The organism is Streptomyces sp. NBC_00885 (assembly GCF_045207475.1).
Lineage (GTDB): Bacteria > Actinomycetota > Actinomycetes > Streptomycetales > Streptomycetaceae > Streptomyces.
Genome location: NZ_CP108796.1, coordinates 5,578,812 through 5,598,513 on the forward strand (window position 1 = coordinate 5,578,812; position 19,702 = coordinate 5,598,513).

The 19,702-nt window shown below is 68.2% G+C and carries 17 protein-coding genes; 9 read left to right on the plus strand and 8 right to left on the minus strand.

The window, feature by feature from the left end; translation table 11 throughout:
- Window positions 1-98 precede the first annotated feature (98 nt).
- Window positions 99-830, plus strand: coding sequence for an XRE family transcriptional regulator (locus tag OHA61_RS25470; protein WP_406304977.1), 732 nt, complete (start codon window positions 99-101; stop codon window positions 828-830).
- A 34-nt stretch (window positions 831-864) separates the two neighbouring features.
- Window positions 865-1,335, plus strand: coding sequence for an NUDIX hydrolase (locus OHA61_RS25475; RefSeq protein ID WP_406304978.1), 471 nt, complete (start codon window positions 865-867; stop codon window positions 1,333-1,335).
- Here OHA61_RS25475 and OHA61_RS25480 read toward each other — a convergent pair.
- On the minus strand, window positions 1,323-1,886 hold the full coding sequence (locus OHA61_RS25480; RefSeq protein WP_406304979.1) for an HD domain-containing protein: 564 nt from the start codon (window positions 1,884-1,886) through the stop codon (window positions 1,323-1,325). The two genes, OHA61_RS25475 and OHA61_RS25480, sit on opposite strands and share 13 nt — an antisense overlap.
- A gap of 724 nt (window positions 1,887-2,610) precedes the next feature.
- On the opposite strand from OHA61_RS25480, the gene OHA61_RS25485 reads away from it, so the two are divergent.
- The 6 genes from OHA61_RS25485 (at window position 2,611) to OHA61_RS25510 (ending at window position 8,884) form a co-directional block, all read left to right on the plus strand.
- A complete protein-coding gene (locus tag OHA61_RS25485; protein ID WP_406304980.1) occupies window positions 2,611-2,853 on the plus strand; it encodes a DUF2188 domain-containing protein in 243 nt (80 codons plus the stop codon).
- A 5-nt stretch (window positions 2,854-2,858) separates the two neighbouring features.
- Window positions 2,859-3,029, plus strand: a complete 171-nt coding sequence (locus OHA61_RS25490) for a hypothetical protein (RefSeq protein WP_406304981.1) — start codon at window positions 2,859-2,861, stop codon at window positions 3,027-3,029.
- Window positions 3,030-3,410: 381 nt separating this feature from the next.
- Entirely contained in the window at window positions 3,411-4,931 is a 1,521-nt protein-coding gene (locus OHA61_RS25495; protein ID WP_406307456.1) for a reverse transcriptase domain-containing protein, read from the plus strand.
- A 1,167-nt stretch (window positions 4,932-6,098) separates the two neighbouring features.
- Window positions 6,099-7,763: an energy-dependent translational throttle protein EttA gene (ettA, locus tag OHA61_RS25500; protein ID WP_361905104.1), complete on the plus strand. Its 1,665-nt coding sequence runs from the start codon at window positions 6,099-6,101 to the stop codon at window positions 7,761-7,763.
- Window positions 7,764-7,772: 9 nt separating this feature from the next.
- Window positions 7,773-8,213, plus strand: a complete 441-nt coding sequence (locus tag OHA61_RS25505; RefSeq protein ID WP_266476275.1) for a thioesterase family protein — start codon at window positions 7,773-7,775, stop codon at window positions 8,211-8,213.
- On the plus strand, window positions 8,210-8,884 hold the full coding sequence (locus OHA61_RS25510) for a hypothetical protein (protein ID WP_406304982.1): 675 nt from the start codon (window positions 8,210-8,212) through the stop codon (window positions 8,882-8,884). Before OHA61_RS25505 ends, OHA61_RS25510 begins: the two co-directional genes overlap by 4 nt.
- Window positions 8,885-8,903: 19 nt before the next feature.
- On the opposite strand, the gene OHA61_RS25515 is transcribed toward OHA61_RS25510, so the two are convergent.
- The gene (locus tag OHA61_RS25515; protein ID WP_406304983.1) at window positions 8,904-9,308 is read right to left on the minus strand and encodes a globin; all 405 of its coding nucleotides are present in this window, start codon (window positions 9,306-9,308) and stop codon (window positions 8,904-8,906) included.
- A gap of 100 nt (window positions 9,309-9,408) precedes the next feature.
- Between OHA61_RS25515 and OHA61_RS25520 the strand changes: the two genes are divergently transcribed.
- Window positions 9,409-10,422: a methyltransferase domain-containing protein gene (locus OHA61_RS25520; protein WP_406304984.1), complete on the plus strand. Its 1,014-nt coding sequence runs from the start codon at window positions 9,409-9,411 to the stop codon at window positions 10,420-10,422.
- A gap of 7 nt (window positions 10,423-10,429) precedes the next feature.
- Here the strand turns inward: OHA61_RS25520 and OHA61_RS25525 are convergent, their stop codons facing one another.
- From OHA61_RS25525 to OHA61_RS25550, 6 genes are all read right to left on the minus strand, one after another.
- Window positions 10,430-11,641, minus strand: coding sequence for an FHA domain-containing protein (locus tag OHA61_RS25525; protein WP_406304985.1), 1,212 nt, complete (start codon window positions 11,639-11,641; stop codon window positions 10,430-10,432).
- A gap of 72 nt (window positions 11,642-11,713) precedes the next feature.
- On the minus strand, window positions 11,714-13,072 hold the full coding sequence (locus tag OHA61_RS25530) for a vWA domain-containing protein (RefSeq protein ID WP_406304986.1): 1,359 nt from the start codon (window positions 13,070-13,072) through the stop codon (window positions 11,714-11,716).
- Between the two features lie 97 nt (window positions 13,073-13,169).
- Window positions 13,170-14,585, minus strand: coding sequence for a PP2C family serine/threonine-protein phosphatase (locus tag OHA61_RS25535; protein ID WP_406304987.1), 1,416 nt, complete (start codon window positions 14,583-14,585; stop codon window positions 13,170-13,172).
- A gap of 3 nt (window positions 14,586-14,588) precedes the next feature.
- Window positions 14,589-17,300, minus strand: coding sequence for a tetratricopeptide repeat protein (locus OHA61_RS25540; protein WP_406304988.1), 2,712 nt, complete (start codon window positions 17,298-17,300; stop codon window positions 14,589-14,591).
- The gene (locus OHA61_RS25545) at window positions 17,297-18,628 is read right to left on the minus strand and encodes a hypothetical protein (protein ID WP_406304989.1); all 1,332 of its coding nucleotides are present in this window, start codon (window positions 18,626-18,628) and stop codon (window positions 17,297-17,299) included. The genes OHA61_RS25540 and OHA61_RS25545 overlap by 4 nt, the downstream gene beginning before the upstream one ends.
- A gap of 58 nt (window positions 18,629-18,686) precedes the next feature.
- Window positions 18,687-19,694, minus strand: coding sequence for a glutamate ABC transporter substrate-binding protein (locus OHA61_RS25550; RefSeq protein WP_406304990.1), 1,008 nt, complete (start codon window positions 19,692-19,694; stop codon window positions 18,687-18,689).
- Between the last annotated feature and the right edge of the window lie 8 nt (window positions 19,695-19,702).

The window sequence follows — 19,702 nt, forward strand, 5'->3', positions numbered from 1 at the left end:
CGCAGGAAGTGATGGACACATCACGGCCCGTATGGACGTTTGGGGACGTCTGAGCTATCGTCAAAACGTCCACGACGTCCCTGAGATGGCGGTACGAGATGGCGAACGAGCGTCTGCGCGCGACGATTTCGGCAAAGGGGGAGACCATCCAGTCGCTCGCGCAGCATGTCGGAGTGGACCCGAAGAGCGTCGAGCGCTGGATCACAACCGACCGCACGCCACACCGCGGGCACCGTTGGAAGGCGTCCAGCTTCCTCGGCGTGGACGAGGTCTATCTTTGGCCCTCGGTCACCAAGCAGGCGGAGACGGCCAGCACTTCGGAGCTGGTGACGTACTACCCGCACCGCGGAGCAGTGCCGGCCACACTCTGGTCATCGCTCATCGAGCAGGCCACGAGCCATGTCGAGATCCTGGTGTACGCCGGTCTCTTCCTGTTCGACAGCCACCCGGACCTGCCGGATCAGCTTGCGGACAAGGCCACAGCGGGGGCGCAGGTCCGGATACTCCTCGGCGACCCGGACTCTGAGATGGTCCGCCAGCGCGGCGAGGAAGAGGGCATTGGCAACGACCTTGCCGCCCGGGCCCGGATCACCCGCCGATACCTCGAACCCGCCACCAAGACACCCGGCGTCGAGATCCGGCTCCACGACACGATCCTCTACAACTCGATCTACCGGTTCGACGACGACATCCTTGTGAACCCCCACGTCCTTGGCGCTCCGGCCGGACAGAACCCAGTGCTGCACTTCCGATACATCCCGGGAGCGCGGACGTTCCGCCACTACATGAAGAGCTTTGACTACGCGTGGGACCTCGGCACCCCTTCGTAGACGCGGTAGCCAGCGGTCATGCGACGCTGGAGCCATGGCCCGCATCGACTACTTCAACGACCCGAAGGCCCCGAAGGCGAACAGCATCGTCCCGTCCGTCACAGCCGTGGCGCTCAACGAGGCGGGCGAACTGCTGCTGATCCACAAGACCGACAACGACCTGTGGGCCCTTCCCGGCGGCGGAGTCGACGTCGGCGAGTCGGTCGCTAACGCCGCGGTACGCGAGACGAAGGAGGAAACCGGGTTCGACGTCGAGGTGACTGGACTGGTCGGCCTCTACACCAACCCGGCACACGTCATGGCGTACGACGACGGCGAGGTACGGCAACAGTTCTCGATCTGCTTCACGGCGAAGATCACCGGCGGTGAGTTGCGCACGAGCAGCGAGAGCAAGGAAGTTGCGTTCGTACGGCCGGATCGGCTCGACGAGCTGAACATCCACCCGTCGATGCGGATGCGGATCGACCGCGGGCTGTCCGGCGAGGCGGAGCCTTACATCGGCTGATTTTTGCCGAGGCGCGCGATAGTCCGCTCGACAGCGGCTCCGAGGTACGGCCTCGCCTTGCTGATCGCGGTATGCACCACGCTGCCGGGCTCGTAGCGCACCAGGATCTCGTCCATGCGCCGGTCGAAGTCGAAGAGTTGCCCGGCGGGGCCAGTGGTCATGTCGGCGAAGATCAGCGCGTCCAGGACCGGAGAGTCTTCGCGTTCGTACGCGGCCAGTTCGGCCGAGAGCCCGCGTTGCTCGGCCTCATACACCGCGCCGGAGTGATGGGCGACGAGCCGCACCAGGCGGTCAGGAGCACCGAGGGACGCCAGATGCCGAGCACCGTCGAGCGGGTGGAACCCGGTGTCACTCAACTCGGGCGCGTACCCGATGTCATGGAGCCAGGCCGCTGCGACGAGGAGATCCCGTTCGCCCTCAGGCACAGCGCGCGACGCTTCGACGGCCCGCGCGGCGACAGCCTGACTGTGCAGCCAACGGTTCCCGAGCGGTGGCAACAACGACTCGGCCAGCTCGGCCGCTCCTCGGGGCGTATCCAGCGCAGAAGACATGAACGGCACGGTAACGCAGCGGGCTGACAGACCGCGACAGCCCAGCCAGAGAGGGCAGAAGGCCGCTGCGATAGAAGTTTCCCTACTCGATCAAGGCGCCGCGCAAGCGCGGCGCGCGCCGCAGCCCCCGGCTCGGGGGCTGCCTTTGTCTTCGCCCGGCTGCCCCCGGCCGGGCGGCGGCGCACCGAGCGCGAACACCAACCGTCAGAGAAAGGCCGGCACGTGGCTGGGGCGGTCGGCGTAGCGGCTTTACGCAGCCACCATGGGGCGAGCCTCCAAGATCATGGCCCCGATCGGGCAATTGCGGGCAGGCGAGGAGCCAGCCCGATTCGCGGCCAGCGTAAGGGGCCATGATCTCTCGCCCCATGGCAGCTCCCGCCCAAAGCCGCTACGCCGACCTCGACGCGGAACTCCGACCGTTGTCAGTGGCACCGGGTATCCTGATGGGTTTACCCAGAGGGCAACTCAACCACTATATCTAGGGGTTACTACTCCCTGGTACACAACAGGTAGTGGTGCGCCGTCAGTTCGACAGTTGCTGACAGTCCGTCCGAGGTGCTTCACTTAGATCGTCAAACCCAAGCAGGCCCCACTCGGGGCCCGACTTGAGGTCGGACTGCCGCGTGAGGCCTAGTGCGTTGGTACCGCCCTGGGACCCTACAACCTCCCCGCCTTGACTCCAAGACGGGGAGGCCAGGTAGTCCGCCTCAGAAACGGAGTATTAATGTCCGGACAGGCGAACTCCCGCGACGTGGTACGTCGCGACGACGGAACGTGGGCCGTCACGAAGCCGGGGTCCGATCGCGCCAGCGCGGTCACCAGCACCCAGGCCGAGGCCGTCCAGCGCGGTTCCCAGATCCTCGCGAAGGACGGCGGCGGGGAGCTCCGCATCCACGGCACTGACGGCCGCGTTCGGGATCAGCGCACCGTCAGCCCTGGCAGCGATCCGTATCCGCCGAGGGGCTGATCAATGTGGCTCACTTCTGGATCAACGATGAAGTGCATGGCGCCAAGGCTCGTCAGGTGCACGCCGACTCCTACGTGATCGAGGACGAGTACATCCACTTCCTCGACGAGGACGAGCGCAAGGTGATGAGCATCCGCAAGGACATTGCCTTCCTCATCCAGCGCAGCGACGGGTAACTCGCGTGCCCTCTGCGTGCCCGCTCAGACGGGCACGCAGAGGGCACCACGGGGAACTGCGGGTACTTCTCCATAAGCGGCCAGGTCAGAGTCTGGGCGGCTCAACCGCCATCCGCATACGCGATCTTCCAAACTGGTGCTCCATCATTCCACGGTGCCAGCGCTTGACTGCGTCTTGAGACTCCACCGACTTCGTAGCAAGCCCGCCGCCAGATGGCCAGCCCGGAACTGCTCATCACTGCGCGCTTCCTTCAGCTCGACGCTAAGTTACTCTCGACACCCAGGACCGTCGCGCGGCCCTACATACCAGTCCAGGCCAGTGGGGGACTAATGAACTTTGGACTTGACGCCAAGAAAGCTGCCGATATCTGCCAGACAGAAATGTATGGAGATTGGTACCGCGATCCTTGGGGGTGGCGTGAACTAATCTGGGTAACTAATAAGCCACAAGAATTTCCGTGGCAAGAGATTGTACATCGAGATGGCAGTATCACACTGCGCCGCGAGCCAAGATTCGAACCCACCGTCGTCCCGAAGAGTCGGCTAGGTGTCCGCCCGGCCGTCGTAATGTCGCTAGACGTGCGAATTGCATATGCGGCGGCAATAGCGCAGGTAACTTCAAAGCTTCACGCCAACCTGCCCGACTGGGTTTACGGCTGGCGATTGCGCACTGAAAAAAGGCTGTCCAACAATGGCGACGAATGGAAAAGCTACTCTTCCTTCTTCCACGATCCCTCCTTGATGGAGGGATATGCACTACAGACGGACATCACATCATTCTTCGCTTCCATTGACGTCAATAAGGCAGTCGATATCGTCTATTATGAGGCAGGCGATTCTGCTGGAGCACGCCTGATCGAAAAGATCGTTCGATCCCACGATGAACTCGCATCCAGAAATGGACTTCCTCAGCGAAGTTGGCCATCCGCCATCTTGGCGAACCGATACATGGCTCCACTCGATAATCTAATTTCACAGAGGTTGTCCACCGGGCAGCTGACAGGCGCAGTCCGCTGGATGGATGACATTTACGTAACCGGAGAGGAGTCGACTCTCTACAAATTCTTTCTTGACTTCCAGTCTCGCGTCCGAGAGCTGGGTCTTGAAGCCAACGCTTCAAAGAGCCACCTAGGCCGCCTCAAAGAGATCCGTCATGATGTCCTTCTCGAAGGACTTCAAGAAGTACCGATTCCCGTAAGAAAGAGAATTCAGATACTGGAAAATGGATCGGATGTCGTTGAGGCCGCTGTCGAGGAGATGGATATTGAATGGCTTAGGAGACTAGAAGATGCAGCCCTGAACAAGCCGTTCAGCCAATCCCCCGCCACGATCAAAGTTATCCTTAAGACTCTCAGGAAGCACAAGGAGTATGGAAGGTTTGATCGATGGCTTGAGTTTGCAGAGAAACTCTCCCATGTCGCAGACGCATTGGGCAGGTACTTCCGAGACGCCATTAGAGAGGACTCACTTAAAATGGGGTCCTACTGCGACTGGTACAGTGATTATCGGGCAACCGAGTGGGCTGCTATCCACTGGTCATCTGCCCAATTCGCCTTGGCCGTCCCTAGCTCAAAGCAGCTTCCCGCATACAAAGAAGTAATGTCGGAATGGCTTGAAAAGGGTTCCGACCTCCACCAAGTTTCAGTAGCGGCCCAACGATTGGCCCAGATTGACCCGACTGCAACCAAAGACATCATTCGACGGCGCCTGGATGATGAAGCCCGACCCATTTTTCAGCGAGTGTATTCTTTGGCTCTACTGAATGCACGAGACGAGCGGTCATTGATCTCGCGGACCATTAAGCAAGATGCAAGTAACGTAGTCACTCGCGAGTGGCTGGAAGCCAGCAACTATGCGCCTCCCAAAGTTGCTGCGGACTATGACTGGGTTGCCTCTGAGTAAGCTCCTACCTATAACTAATTGGCGTACGTGCACGGTTATGGTATCGGCACGCTTCTGCCGCTCGAATTCCTGCCAATACGCCAACCTCCGGGCCAAATATTGGCGGCGCTCATACGTCATCATGACTGAGCGGGCAACTCCCTTAGCAAGTCAGGTCACGTGCGTTGCTCCCGGCGTGTAGTCGACGGCCTGACATCACCAGCTGGCATCAACGGTGCCGGACGACGGCGGATCGAGGCGGCCGGAGAAGGAGCAGGAATTGCCCACCGAAGGTGTGTAGTAGCAGACCGCCACCCATCGTGATCGAACTTAAAAATCAGATGTCGGCACAGTGCGAGGCCCCCAGTCGATCACGGCTGGGGGCCTTTGACGCTTTCCGCCCGTGCTCCTCAGGGCAGTAAATCAGGAAAGTCTAGGGCTCAGCGCCCGCCGTCATGGCGGTCCTCCGAGGTCATGTCCCACAGTCTTTTGAGACGAGCCTTCATACTCCTGAATTTGGTCGCAATCTTCCTGCGGTTGGTCGCAATAATCGTGAGTACGACTCCGATGGCGCAGAAAAGCAGATCACGTAGGGTAAGCAGATCACGTAGAGCGTCCACGTTCCTCGAATCTCTCCATTCAACCTGTGGGGAGTATCGAGCTGGTCCCGGGCACAGGAAACCCGCAGCCAGCCAAACCGGTGTATGGCTCGGCACTGCTTTCGCTTCCTGTCTTTCTTTCTTTCGCTTCCTCTCGGCCCCGCCACGGATGTCAGAAGTCCGGGCGCAGAAGAGCCGACCGAGAAATCTTAGCAGCCGACGACACGGGCCGTGACCAGCCAATCGCATGTGGCTTGCGGAAGGGTTGGCTGCGTCCTGAGGAGCTGGTCCCCTCGGAGGCGGCACTCCTCCAGCCGACCCGGGCGGCGGCATGCCCTGCTGCGAGCGGGCCCGGTCCTTCGCTGGATGGAGTCAATGGCAGCGCCCCAGGGGAGTTCTCGGGCCGTCCCTGGGCCGTGCGAGGCCCCTCGACAGCGACCGGTGCCGACAAACAGTGACAGATCAGCCACGGCCGCTGTCAACGAAGGTCCAGGTGGCGGGCACCCTGAAGTACTGGTTTCCTTCGCGGGGTGGCGGTCAGGCAAGATGGGGTGTATCTGCCCACCCTCTTCTAGCCGGACGGTTTCTCTTGGCTGAGTACATCTACACCATGCGCAAGACGCGCAAGGCGCACGGCGACAAGGTCATCCTCGATGACGTGACGCTGAGCTTCCTGCCCGGTGCGAAGATCGGTGTGGTCGGCCCCAACGGCGCCGGTAAGTCCACCGTGCTGAAGATCATGGCCGGTCTGGAGCAGCCCTCCAACGGTGACGCGTTCCTCTCGCCCGGCTACACCGTCGGCATCCTGCTGCAGGAGCCGCCGCTGGACGAGTCCAAGACGGTTCTGGAGAACGTCGAGGACGGCGTTGCCGCGATCAAGGGCAAGCTCGACCGGTTCAACGAGATCGCCGAGCAGATGGCGACCGAGTACACCGACGCGCTGATGGAAGAGATGGGCAAGCTCCAGGAGGAGCTCGACCACGCCAACGCCTGGGACCTCGACGCCCAGCTCGAGCAGGCCATGGACGCGCTCGGCTGCCCGCCCGGGGACTGGGCCGTCACCACCCTCTCCGGTGGTGAGAAGCGCCGCGTCGCCCTGTGCAAGCTGCTGCTCGAAGCCCCCGACCTGCTGCTCCTCGACGAGCCCACCAACCACCTGGACGCCGAGTCCGTGCAGTGGCTGGAGGCGCACCTCGCCAAGTACCCCGGCACCGTCGTCGCCATCACCCACGACCGGTACTTCCTCGACAACGTCGCCGAGTGGATCCTCGAGCTCGACCGCGGCCGCGCCCACCCCTACGAGGGCAACTACTCCACCTACCTGGAGAACAAGGCCTCCCGCCTCAAGGTCGAGGGAGCCAAGGACGCCAAGCGCCAGAAGCGTCTGAAGGAAGAGCTCGAGTGGGTCCGCTCCAACGCGAAGGGGCGGCAGGCCAAGTCCAAGGCCCGTCTTGCCCGTTACGAGGAGATGGCCGCCGAGGCCGACAAGATGCGGAAGCTGGACTTCGAGGAGATCCAGATCCCGCCGGGCCCGCGTCTGGGCTCCGTCGTCGTCGAGGTCGAGAACCTCACCAAGGCCTTCGGCGACAAGGTCCTGATCGACGACCTGAGCTTCACCCTGCCGCGTAACGGCATCGTCGGCGTCATCGGCCCCAACGGCGCCGGCAAGACCACGCTCTTCAAGATGATCCAGGGTCTGGAAGAGGCCGACTCCGGTGTGATTAAGGTCGGCGAGACCGTCAAGATCTCCTACGTCGACCAGAGCCGCGCCAACATCGACCCCAAGAAGACCCTGTGGGCCGTTGTCTCCGACGAGCTCGACTACATCAACGTCGGCCAGGTCGAGATGCCGTCCCGCGCCTATGTCTCGGCGTTCGGCTTCAAGGGCCCGGACCAGCAGAAGCCGGCCGGAGTCCTGTCCGGCGGTGAGCGCAACCGCCTCAACCTGGCGCTGACCCTCAAGCAGGGCGGCAACCTGCTGCTCCTCGACGAGCCCACCAACGACCTCGACGTCGAGACGCTCTCCTCCCTGGAGAACGCCCTGCTCGAGTTCCCCGGTGCGGCCGTGGTCGTCTCCCACGACCGCTGGTTCCTCGACCGCGTCGCCACGCACATCCTGGCGTACGAGGGCGACTCCAAGTGGTTCTGGTTCGAGGGCAACTTCGATTCGTACGAGAAGAACAAGGTCGAGCGCCTCGGCCCGGACGCGGCCCGCCCGCACCGTGCCACCTACAAGAAGCTCACCCGGGGCTGAGGTTCACCTATGGCCCGGCACATCTACCGCTGCCCCCTCCGCTGGTCGGACATGGACGCCTTCGGGCATGTCAACAACGTCGTCTTCCTCCGGTATCTGGAAGAAGCGCGTATCGACTTCATGTTCCGGCTCGCGCCGGGGGACGGGTCGCCGTCGTTCTCCGGCGGGTCCGTCGTGGCCCGCCACGAGATCGAGTACAAGCGACCGCTGGTCCACCGGCACGAGCCGGTGATCATCGAGTCGTGGGTGACGAAGATAGGTGCGGCGTCGCTGACCATCGCGTACGAGGTCAAGGACGCGGAGGGCCCTTCGCAGGTCTATGTGCGGGCCTCGACCGTCGTCGTGCCCTACGACCTCGCCGCCGAGCGTCCGCGCCGGATCAGCGCGGAGGAGAAGTCCTTCCTCCTGAAGTACCTCGACGACGCGGGCGAGGGTGCTCTCGCAGCATGAGCGTCCCCGTGCAGAGTCTGCACTTCGCCGACGCGAGGGAGGCGGAGGATCTCGCCGCCTTCCTCGCCCGGCTGATCCACTACGACCGCGCCGCCGCCGTCCGCCTCCAGGCCGGTGGTGGCGCGCTCGCCGTTTTCGGGCGCCCGCCCTCCTTCGAGGTGCTCGCGATCCGTACGGCACGGCTCGACGACCCCGTCGAGCTGGATGTCACCGTCTCGGCGGGTGAGCTTCTGGAGTCCCTGGGCGGTGAGGGCGGCGCGGAGTTCACCGTGCCCGCGCCGGTCACCGGGCCGCCGTGGGCCGGGGTGCTGCCGCCGCGCGGCGGCTGGCGGGAGCTCGCCGGACTGCCCGAGGTGACCGCGATGCGCGGAGCCGTCGCCGCCGCGGTCGCCGAATTCCGCACGCGCGACGAGCAGTTGCCCGCCGAGCGCCGCACCCGCGCCGAGCGGGACCGGATCGGCCGCGAGATCTGGTCGCGCACGGTTGGCACCACCGGGCTGCCGCTGCGCGCCGTGCACGCCGCACAGTCGCTCGGCTTTCTGCGCCCGGGAGTTCCGGTCGCCCTGCTGTCCACGGGAGCCTGGCTCAGATTGCGTACACCCTTCGGGTCGATCGTCGTACGCGCGAATGGCCTCGGCGGACTGACGGTCACGCCCACCCAGCACGGCTGAGACCTGCTGCGGAAACCCGCTAGTCGGCCGCGTTCACCATCGAGGCCGCGGCATAGGTGAGGTAGTCCCACAGCTGCCGCTGGTGCGCCTCGGAGAGCCCGAGCTCGTCCACGGCCGCACGCATGTGCTTCAGCCAGGCGTCGTGTGCGGCCCGGTCGACGGTGAACGGCGCGTGCCGCATCCGCAGCCGCGGGTGGCCGCGGTTGTCGCTGTAGGTGCGGGGCCCGCCCCAGTACTGGATCAGGAACAGCGTGAGCCGCTCCTCGGCCGGACCCAGATCCTCCTCCGGGTACATCGGCCGCAGCAGCGGGTCCTCGGCAACGCCCTGGTAGAAACGGTGGACGAGACGCCGGAAGGTCTCCTCGCCACCGATCTGCTCGTAGAACGTCTGCTCCTCAAGGGTGCCGCGCGGAATCTCAGTCACCCCTCCATGGTCTCAGACGCACCGGCCGAGGACGCAGGCCCTAGGACCCATCCACAATCGGGTGCTCGCCTCGGCGGCGGCCGCGCAGGAGAGTGGAGGCATGGGTACGGAGCTTGAACGGTTCGCCGAGCCCGCGGCCGAGGCACGGCGCTCGATGGTGCGGACGATCATGGCCGACGGCGGGCTGACCGATCCGGCCTGGCGGGCGGCGTTCGAGGACGTGCCGCGGCATCTGTTCGTGCCGTACTACTTCGTGAGCCGGGGATACGCCCCGAGTGACGGCGTCGGCAAGGGTGCGTACGAGCGGCTGTGGTGCGAGGACCCCGATCCGCAGCGGCGGGCCCGCTGGCTGCGGGGTGCCTATGCCGACGGGCCGCTCGCGACGCGGGTGCGTGACGGGCAGCTGATCTCCTCCAGCAGCCAGCCCTCGCTGATGGCACGGATGCTTCAGGAGCTGGAGGTACGCGACGGGGACGCCGTCCTGGAGATCGGCGCGGGCACCGGCTACAACGCCGCCCTGCTCGCCCACCGGCTCGGTGACGAGCTGGTGACGACCATCGACGTGGACCCGGAGATCACCGAGTCGGCGCGCTCGCATCTGGCCGCGGCGGGCTACCACCCGGCCGTGATCACCGGCGACGGCGCGCGCGGCTGCCCCGAACGCGCCCCCTTCGACCGCATCATCGCGACCTGCACCCTGCCGTCCGTTCCCTTCGACTGGCTGCCGCAGTGCAGGCCGGGGGCGCGGATCCTGGCGCCGCTGTCCACCGGTCTGATCGCCCTGCGGGTGCACGACGACAGCCGCGGCCGCACCGCGGAGGGGCGCTTTCTGCGGACGGCCGCCTACTTCGTGCCGCTGCGCGGCGGCGCGGCCGCACGGGAGGGGCACACCGGCGGGCTGCCGAGGCGCGCGATCGAGAACGAGCTGTTCCGTTTTCTGCTGACGCTGACCGCGGGCAGTCTCGACCCGCACGAGGCACTCTCGCTGTGGGAACGCGAGCGGCGCCCGCAGCGGGACCGCTTCGGGGTCACGGTCAGCGGACACCACCAGTGGGCCTGGCTGGACGACCCCGAGGGGCCGTATGCCTGGCCCCTGGGGCGTCCCACGCGCTAGCCCCGGTCTAGCCCCGGCGGATCGTGATCGTCGTCCAGGCTCCGACATGGACCCGGTCGCCGTCGTTCAGCGGGATCGGGACATAGGGCTGGATCGGGTCCTCGGCGCCGTTGAGTGTGGTGCCGTTGGTGGAGTTCTGGTCGACGACCGCCCACGAGCCGTCGGGCTGCTGCACCAGCACCGCGTGCTGGTGCGAGACACCCGGGTCCTCCGGAGGCACGGAGAGATCGATGTCGGGGGACTCGCCGGTGGAGTGCCGGCGGCGGCCGATGGTGATCTGGTTGCCGACGAGCGGGAGCTGCTGCTCGGGGGAGTACGCGGGCAGGTTGAGGCCGGTCGCGTCCGGGCCGCTGCGCTGCATCATCGCCAGGAAGTACTCACGGTCGGGCGCGATGACGGCCGTCCAGCCCGCGGGTGCCGCCTGCTGGTACTGGGGCGGAGCCTGCTGGCCCTGCGGCGGGCCGGGCTGCTGGGTGTACTGCGGCTGCATCGGCTGCTGCTGATGCTGCTGGAACGGGTGCGGCTGCTGCGGTGCCTGCGTGTGCTGCGGCGCCTGAGGCTGCTGCGGTGCCTGCGTCTGCGAGGGCGGAGGAAGCATCCAGTCGTCCCCGCCGCCCGTCTGCTGGGGCCCCGGCGGCGCGGGAGGTGCGGGCTGCTGATACGCGGGCGGCGCAGGCGGGCCCGGCTGCTGCTGGAACGCCTGCGGCACAGGCGGCGGCCCCTGCTGCTGGAAGCCCTGCGGCGGCTGCTGCGACGGCGGCTCGTTCATCAGCGGCTCGGCGGGCCGGTTCATCTGCGAGGGCCGCGAGCTCTGGTACTCGTACGGGTCGTGCTGCTGCGGACTGGGGTGCTGCTGCGGCGGGGGCGCCGGCTGCGACTGGAAGCCCGGCGGCAGGTTCAGTCCGCCGACCGGCTGCGGGGGCGGAGCCAGCGGGGTGTACGAGGTCGCCGTGTGCGTGAGGAAGTTGTACCGGCACTCCTCGCAGAACGGGGCCATGGCCTCGCGCGGGGTGCGGCACTGCGGGCAGAGCTCGGCCTGGGCGGTGGCGTTCGGGTCGCCGGAGCCGGGTCCCGGGCCGGGGTAGCCGTAGGCCGGCGGGGGCGGCGGTGGAGGCGGTGGCACGGCACCCGCGGGAGCGCCAGGACCGGCCATGCGGTGGCCGCAGACCTCGCACCAGTCGTCGGAACCCGACTGGTGTCCGTTCGGGCAGGTCGGCATGTCGGCGCTTCCCCCTCTCCTCGTCCGGCCCGGGGGCCGTTTCACATCGGTGAATCTGGGTGTTGCTGGCTGCTACTTCTTCACACGAACCGTCTTGGTGGAGCGCGTTTCGAGGGTCATCTCGTCCGCCTCCGCGACCTTCGCCTTCAGTCGCACAGTACCCGTCGCCGCATCGACGACGTCCACCACCTTCGAAAGCAGTTTCGCAGTGTCCTCGTTCCCCGAGTCGGCCGCGAGCTGCACCGCACGGCCGAGCTTCGCGGTCGCGCCGTCGATGTCGCCCGACTTGCGGGCATCCAGCCCCTGTTGGATGACTTGTGCCAGTTCGGCCTGACCCGTGTAGTGCGCGACCTGCGGGTTGATCGAGGTGGACGCCACCATGTCGTCCGTCCACACCGCGCGTACGAGACCCTGCGACAGCACCTGCGGAGCACCGCCGTCGACGGCCGGAATGATCAGCGAGACGCGGGCGGCGAGCATCTCCTGGCCGATGCCCGCCTCCGGCACCTGCACGCATACGTGATAGTCGCGGGACTCGTCGCCCCAGGATCCCGTGGGGTAGTCCCCGGCCCGGGGACCCGCCTCCGTGCGCCGCCCGGTCAGCTCCTCCACCGTCGGCGCCACTTGCTTGATGAACTTGATCTCCACGCCGACGGGCGTCCACAGCCGCAGCGCCACGTCCGCGACCTCCTTGCCCATCGCGTTCTCCATCATGCTCGTGAAGTCCCTGGCCAGCTCGGCCGGGTTCGCGACGATGTCCGCCGTGCCGAGCAGCGCGGAGGCGATGCCGGTGACCTCCTTGACCTCCCAGTCGGTCCCGACGCCGCGGGCGTCGCAGGTGAAGCGCCCCGCGGCCGCGTCGAGCGTGGCCCGCAGATCCTCCGGTGCCTCGTGCTCGTTACGGCCGTCGGTGAGCAGGATGCCGTGCCGGATCGCGGTATCGGAGGTGGCGAGCAGCCGGTCGGCCAGCCTCAGCCAGGTGCCGATCGCGGTGCCGCCGCCCGCGGTGAGCCGCCGCAGGGCGTCCTTGGCCTGTGCACGGGTCGCCGGATCGGCGACGGCGAGCTTTCCGCCGCCGGGGAAGACCTCGGCGGCCACATGCGTGCCGGCGACCACCGCGAACGCGACACCGTCGCGCAGGGTGTCGATGGCGGCGGCCGTGGCATCACGGGCATTGCGCATCTTGGTCGGCGGGTAGTCCATCGAGCCGGAACAGTCGACCATGATCACTACGGCCGCGCTCGGCGCCTGCCCCGGTATGGCGGTGGGGGAGGGCGTGGCGCCCGTGAGCGGAGCCCCACCGCTGGTGCCGCCTCCGGTCGAGGTCACGGTGGCGATCGCGTTCACCTCACGGCCGCCCTCGGGCAGGTATGCGTTCTGGTACACCTCGACGGAGAACTGCGGCACCTGGGACTTGGAGAAAACAGCCATCTGAATCGGCTCCTTGAGGCTCCGCTCGGGCAGAGTTGGTCAGAATCGGTCAGCGAGGAACGGCATGAAGGTCCACGAGCCGCGGACAAAAGGGGGCTCAAGCCTTGTTGTAGGCCGATCCTGCCCCTTGGTGCGGCACGGCGAACGGCAGGACGGCCACTGTTACGTTGTCGTGGCCCCCACCGTCCAGGGCATGACCGACCAGAACCTGCGCGCTGTGCAGCGGCCGTCCCGCGGCATCGGCGGGGATCGCCCGGGCCATGTCCTCGGCGCCCTCGGCGTAGTTCCACAGGCCGTCCGTGCAGACCACGACCACACCGGAACGGTCCGGCTTGAACGACGCGGTGTGCGGCTCCAGTTCGTACGCGTCGGCTCCCAGCCAGCCCGTGATGGCGTGGGCGCGCTCGTCCGCGTACGCCTCGGCCTCGCTCATCAGGCCCGCCGCCACCATCTGGGCGGCCCAGGAGTCGTCTTCGGTGAGCCGGGCGGGCGGGCCGCTGCGGTCGTCGGGCACCCAGTACGCCCGGCTGTCGCCGACCCAGCCGACGACCAGCAGGCCGCCGGCCGCGACCGCGCCGACGATCGTGCACGCGGGCGCGTTCTGGTGGCGGTGCGGGTCGTGCTCCATCGCCTCGCCCTCACCGGGGTCGGTGGCAAGGGAGTTGACCGCGTCCGCGGCTGCGACGATCGCTTCGTGCATGGCCTGCTGAGGATGCGTGCCGCGCGGCAGGGTCGCCAGCAGCAACTCGTTGGCGGCGCTCGCTGCGGCCTCGGAGGCCTCGTCGGGACGGGTCGCCGACGACACCCCGTCGCAGACGATCGCGACGACGGCCGGTGAGCCGTCGGGCAGGGCCGTGGAGGAGACCGCGAACGAGTCCTCGTTGCGGTGGTGGCGCAGTCCGCGGTCGCTGACCGCGGCGACCGAGCCGAGTTCACGCTCCATGTGGTCGCGTTCGCGGGGCTGGGCGTGCCCGCAGTTCTCGCAGTAGCCGTCGGTGTCGACATGACCGGCGCGACAGGCCACGCAGAGCTTGGTGCCCGACGGGGCAGTTACGGGATCCACGGCGCGCGGGTCGGCGGCTTCGGCGGGGGCCGCCTCGGGTGCGGGCAACTCGAAGTCGCCACTGGACGAGACGCTGGGCGCGGCGTTGGGCGAGGCCTTGGGCGCGGTGGCTTGGACAGGGACGGCGGGGACATCGGGCGACGCCTCACGGCCCGGCCGGTTGTCGTACCGTACGGCCGCCGGGGCAGCCAGTGGGCCGCCGCCCGAGTCCGTGCCCGGCAGGTCGCCGGGCCGGTGGGTGGGCGCCGGGGTGCCCGCACTGTCCGTGCCGGTCGCCGCCGGCCACTGGACCGCCGTACCGATGGCGATGGTCGGGTGGTCGTCGGGCTGCTCGGGCACGGCCGAGAGGTCGTGTCCGCACGCGCCGCAGAAGAGGTCACCCGTCTCCAGCGGCTCGTCGCAGCTTGGGCAGGCCGACCCCGCGGCCGGTTGGTGCATCTGCGAGGCCATCAATCACACCCACGTCCGGGGGCGGAAGCGGTTGGCCCGCTCCACCAGGTCGATCCGCTCCTCGCCGCGCTGGGCGAGCCGGGCGAGTACCCGGTAGGAGCGTTCCAGCCCGAAGCGCAGTCCGCGCTCGTCCAGTTCGCTGCCGAGAAGCACGGTCGGCGTGCTGTGCGCCGCCGCGTGCGGTGCGCTCGGCGCGTTCTGTACGGACGGAGGGGCTCCGGGACTACCGGAGAGTACCCAGTCCAGGGCTGTGCCGAGTACTTCTGTCGACAACTGCTCGCGGCGTACGGCGTCCAGACCGAAGTCCTTCAGGCCGTCCACCTGCGCGGCGGCGGCCAACAGGTCGCCGATCAGCGGCTCGTGAACGGCGCGTCGCCGCAGCCTCGCCCGCACGGCGGCCACGCGCGCCGCCGTGTAGTGGATCGACGCCTCCGGCACCGACTCCAAAGTCCGTACGGCTCCGGCCCGGTCGCCCGCCGCGAGCTGCACCCGCGCGAGGCCGAAGGCGGCACTGACATAGCTCGGGTCGGTCGTCCACACCAGGCGGTAGTACTCCCCGGCGTTGTCCAGCTGGCCGAGCACCTCGGCGCACACGCCCAGCGCGAGCTTGGGCGCGGGCTCGCCGGGGAACGCGTCGTAGATCGCGTCGAAGGAGAGCGCCGCGACCTCGTTCTCCCCGGTCACCAGGGAGGTGAGGCCGCGGTACCAGACGACACGCCAGTCGTCGGGGTGCTGGCCCTCCAGGGTCGCGAGCGCCTTGCTCGCGGAGTCCAGTTCGCCCATCTCCAGGCGGGCGCGCAGCTCACGCAGCCGGGTCTCCGGGGAGGCGGCGGAGGCGGAGTGCAGCGCGGCGATCAGCTCGGCGGGGGCCGAGGCCATGAGACCGGCGAGGAAACCGGCGTTGGGGTCGTTCGGGTCGACGCGCGGCACGGGCAGCGCGAGAGAGGTCGCGCGGGATTCGAGCGAGGCGAGGTGGGGCGCGAGCGGGTAGGCGCCCGCGGCCCCTGCGCCCACGATCCCGCCCACTTGGGCGGGGCCTCCGTTGCCGTATCCGGCGCCCGAGAGGCCCAGTTGGGGCGCGCCCTCGCCCACACGCGCCGCCGGCACCAGCGCGCCGCCCGCACCCACCGGGGCCGAGCCGCCCGCCGCTGATGGCCCCATGCCCACCGAGCCGTTCGCCGCCGCCGACTGCCTACCGCGCCCGCGCCCGCGCCCACGGCCCGAAGCCGTCGCCGCACGCCCGCCCAGCTGCGACACGTCTCCCGTCAGCTCCGCGAACAACTGCGTGTCCGTGACTCGCAGTTCGGGCCCGAACAGCGTCGACAGCGAGGGCCGCGGGCGGCCCGTCTGGATCGCGACGACCTCCCTGAGCACCCCCGTCAGCTGCTCCGCCATCTCCTGCGCCGAGGCGAACCGCCGCGCCGGGTCCGGGTCCGTCGCCCGCACCAGCAGCCGGTAGAAGGACTCGTAGGTCTGGAAGACCTTGATGTTCTCCGGGTCCGGAAGGGAGTCCACGAACACGTTCGTGTAGCCCTGGAAGTCGAAGGTCAGCACCGCCAGCGTGCGCGCGACGGTGTACAGGTCGGAGGCGACCGAAGGGCCGACCTCGGCGACCTCCGGGGCCTGGTAGCCGACGGTGCCGTAGATAGCGGACTCGTCGTCGTCCATCCTGCGGACCGCGCCCATGTCGATGAGCTTGAGCTGGTCCTGCTGCTGGATCGCGTTGTCGACCTTGAAGTCGCAGTACAGCAGGTTCCGGCTGTGCAGATGCCCGAGGGCCTCCAGCGCCTCGATGCCGTACGCACACGCCTGCTCGACCGGCAGCGGATCGCGTTTGCCCGCCGTGTCGCGCCGCTCGTTGGCGATCTCCTTCAGCGACTTGCCGCCGACGTACTCCATGACGATGTAGCCGTCGAGCGAGCCCGTGCGCTGGTCGAGATGCTCCACGAAGTTGTAGATACGGACGATGTTGGAGTGCTCGATCTCCGCGAGGAAACGGCGCTCCGAGATCGCCGCGGCCATGGCGTCCTGGTCGCCCGTGTCCAGCAGGCCCTTGAGGACCACCCACCGGTCGGAGACCGCGCGGTCCACCGCCAGATAGACCCAGCCCAGGCCGCCGTGGGCGAGGCAGCCGATCACTTCGTACTGCCCGTGCACGATGTCGCCGTCGGCGAGCTTGGGCACGAACGAATACGGGTGGCCGCACTTGGTGCAGAAACCCTCCGTACGCCCCGGACGCTCACCGCGCGAACGGCCCACCGGTGCCCCGCAGTCGGAACGCGAGCAGAACCGCTTGCGCTCGGGAACCTCGGGGTTCTCCATCACCGCCGTACGCGGGTCGGGGCGCGGCACCTGAGGCACGGTGACCAGGCCCGCCCCCAGCCGGTTGCGGCCCGACGCGCCCGTGGAGGTGCCGGAGCTGCGCACCGAGACCGACCGGGTCGAGGTGCTGCTTCCGGTCAGCGAACGCGAAAGCCGCCCCGATACGGAACGCCGCGAGGTCGAGGAGCGCGACGAGGCCCGTGAGGAGCGTGAACTGCGCGCCGAGCCGGAGTCCCTGCCGCCGCCCGTGATGCCGGTGGGCTGCGAGGACACCATGCCGTTCGACGAGACGACGGGAGCGAGCCCGCAGGTGTCGCAGAACAGCTCACCGCCGCCCATGTCCTCGTAACCGCCCTCGCAGCCGGGGCGCTGGCACTTGTTGTTCTCGCTCATGAATCCCCCCTGCGGTCCTGGGGCCCGGCCTGGCGCGGGACCAGAACTTCGGCGGCGGCCTGCTGATAGCGCAGCACCGCCTGTTCGGCGACGCGCAGATCGCACGGCGCGCTCCACAGCATCCGGCGGGCCGCGTCGTACCGCTCGATCAGCAGCGGGTCCTCCGCCATGCCGTGCCGGGCCACCTTCGCCTTGTACGCGTCCAGGCGGCCGCGCAGCTCCGCGCGGACCGCGAGCGGCGCGGTCACGGCCGTCAACGACTCGCGGGCGCGCATCAGTTCGTCCTCGGCCTCGCGCTCCAGCGATTCGAGCAGCGGCGAGAGCCGGTGCCACTGCGAGTGCCTGCGGTACTCGGCTGCGGTGGCGAGCCGCTCCTGCAGCGCGGTCGCCGGGCCGCTGACCGCGGGCACCTCGGAGGCCGCGATCTTCGCGAGCACCTCGCCGCGCGCGGACCGTGCCTCGGCCAGCGTCCGGTCGGCGCGCGAGAGCACGTCGCGCAGCCGCATCAGCCGCTCCTCGGAGTCCTGCCGGACCTGGAGGACCGCCTCGATCTCGCGGCGGATGTCCTCAAGGGCGCGGGCCGCCCGGTCGTAGCGGTCGGTGTCGGGCCGTCCGCCGCCCGGGGCCGAACTGCCGGGCGCGGGCCGCCAGAAGGCGAGCGGATCGGAGATCACCTGGGCACGCAGCGTGGACAGCTCATGGGTGATCGCCTCCAGCTCGTCGCCGGCCGGGTGCTCACCGGGCCGTACGCCCACCGAGTGCGCGAGCGATCGGGTCCGCTGCAGTTCGGCGGAGAGCAGATCTATGCGGGCGGGCAGCGCCGACCACACCGAGTCGGCCGTGACGACCATGTCCAGCGAGCTCGCGTACAGCTCGTTCATCCGGGAGACCAGCTCTTCGAGCGTGAACTGCTCGGAGAGCTTGGCGGGTCCGGTGATGGACGGCGCGGTGTGCGTGGCGGTGCCCGCGACCGTGACGCTGCGGCCGCGCAGCCGCTCGGTCAGTTCCACCAGGTCCTCGCGGCTGGGCCAGCGGCGGCGGGAACGCAGCTCACGGGTGTTGTTCATGGCGGCGGTGTACGCGTCGAAGTACCCCCACAGCAGGGTGATCGCCTGCTCGGCGGAGGCCCAGCGGTCCTTGGTGACGCCGGTCAGCTCGGCGCCTTCGAGGAGCCGGCGGCCGGCATGGTCCTGCAGGGCGAGGAGCGACGTCTCGATCGCTTCGTGCTCGGCGCCGAGGCGCGCGAGAGCACGGTCCACCTCGTCCCGGTCCATCACCGGTCCTGGGGGTCCCCCCGCGAAGCTGGGGGAGGGTCCCGCCGCGCCCATCGATCACCTCTCTGCTCTTCCTTGCCGGACTAGCTTTCCTGCAGGACTAGGTCCGGTTTCAGCCGGTGCGGTACTTCGGCGCCGGCGGCCCGGGTATCCCGGGCAGATCGGCCACCAGCCACTTGTTGTACGCCTCCGTCCACGGGCCCTTGCGGTAGTCGTCGAGCACGCTGTTCACCCGGCGCACCAGGTCGTCGTTGCCGAGCTTGGTGGCGACGCCGTAGAACTCGGTGGTGAAGGGCTTGCCGCCCTTGAGCGCGACCGCCGGGTCCTGAGCGGCCTGGCCCGCCGCGAGGGCCGCGTCCGTGACGACCGCGTCGACGAGGCCCAGCTGCAGCCGCACCAGGCAGTCGAGCTGATTGGGCACGGTGAGCTGGTCCTCGTCCGATGCCTGCCCGTCGTGCGCGTCCTTGAACGTCGCCCCGAAGGAGTTCTTCTCCAGTGCCTCGTAGGCCGTCGAGCCCTCGGCCGAGCAGACCTTCTTCCCGGACAGCGACTTGTCGTACCCGGTGATCGACGACCCCTTGGGAGCCAGCACCTGCTGGCCCGTCTGGAAGTACGCCGTGGAGAACGCGACCTGCTTGATCCGGGCGCAGTTGATCGTCATCGTACGGACGACGATGTCCACCGTGCCGTTGTTCAGGGCGGGTATGCGCTGGTTGGTCGGGATGGCGCGGAAGATGATGGCGTCGGGCCTGCCGAGGATGTCCTTGGCGATGGCCCGGGCCAGATCGATGTCGAACCCTTCGAGGCCGCCGCTCGCCGGATTGCGGTAACCCCAGCGGTAGCTGTTCTGGTCGACGCCGACGATCAGCTTGCCGCGCTGCACGATGGCGTCGATGGTCGGTCCGCCGGCGGTCGACGACGGCAGCGAGGCCTCGGGGGTGGTGCAGCCGTCCTCCTTGGCGGGCACGACGGAGGCCACGCCCTGGGTGGCCGGCTCCGCACCGGGCTCCTGCGTGCCTCTCGCCAGCGGCAGCAGTGTGACGGCGGCGGTCAGCGCGCAGGCCGCGGCCATCCCCGCGACGCCCTCCCAGCCGCGGATCCTGCTCCTCACGTCCCTCATGGCGCCCC

Excerpts from the sequence above, each read along its gene's own strand:
- OHA61_RS25545 (WP_406304989.1), bottom strand. The coding sequence starts at position 18,628 with ATGGGCGCGGCGGGACCCTCCCCCAGCTTCGCGGGGGGACCCCCAGGA.
- OHA61_RS25550 (WP_406304990.1), bottom strand. The coding sequence starts at position 19,694 with ATGAGGGACGTGAGGAGCAGGATCCGCGGCTGGGAGGGCGTCGCGGGG.
- OHA61_RS25505 (WP_266476275.1), top strand. The coding sequence starts at position 7,773 with ATGGCCCGGCACATCTACCGCTGCCCCCTCCGCTGGTCGGACATGGAC.
- OHA61_RS25525 (WP_406304985.1), bottom strand. The coding sequence starts at position 11,641 with ATGCCGACCTGCCCGAACGGACACCAGTCGGGTTCCGACGACTGGTGC.
- OHA61_RS25510 (WP_406304982.1), top strand. The coding sequence starts at position 8,210 with ATGAGCGTCCCCGTGCAGAGTCTGCACTTCGCCGACGCGAGGGAGGCG.
- OHA61_RS25520 (WP_406304984.1), top strand. The coding sequence starts at position 9,409 with ATGGGTACGGAGCTTGAACGGTTCGCCGAGCCCGCGGCCGAGGCACGG.
- OHA61_RS25475 (WP_406304978.1), top strand. The coding sequence starts at position 865 with ATGGCCCGCATCGACTACTTCAACGACCCGAAGGCCCCGAAGGCGAAC.
- OHA61_RS25530 (WP_406304986.1), bottom strand. The coding sequence starts at position 13,072 with ATGGCTGTTTTCTCCAAGTCCCAGGTGCCGCAGTTCTCCGTCGAGGTG.
- OHA61_RS25540 (WP_406304988.1), bottom strand. The coding sequence starts at position 17,300 with ATGAGCGAGAACAACAAGTGCCAGCGCCCCGGCTGCGAGGGCGGTTAC.
- OHA61_RS25485 (WP_406304980.1), top strand. The coding sequence starts at position 2,611 with ATGTCCGGACAGGCGAACTCCCGCGACGTGGTACGTCGCGACGACGGA.
- OHA61_RS25495 (WP_406307456.1), top strand. The coding sequence starts at position 3,411 with ATGTATGGAGATTGGTACCGCGATCCTTGGGGGTGGCGTGAACTAATC.
- OHA61_RS25470 (WP_406304977.1), top strand. The coding sequence starts at position 99 with ATGGCGAACGAGCGTCTGCGCGCGACGATTTCGGCAAAGGGGGAGACC.
- OHA61_RS25480 (WP_406304979.1), bottom strand. The coding sequence starts at position 1,886 with ATGTCTTCTGCGCTGGATACGCCCCGAGGAGCGGCCGAGCTGGCCGAG.
- OHA61_RS25535 (WP_406304987.1), bottom strand. The coding sequence starts at position 14,585 with ATGGCCTCGCAGATGCACCAACCGGCCGCGGGGTCGGCCTGCCCAAGC.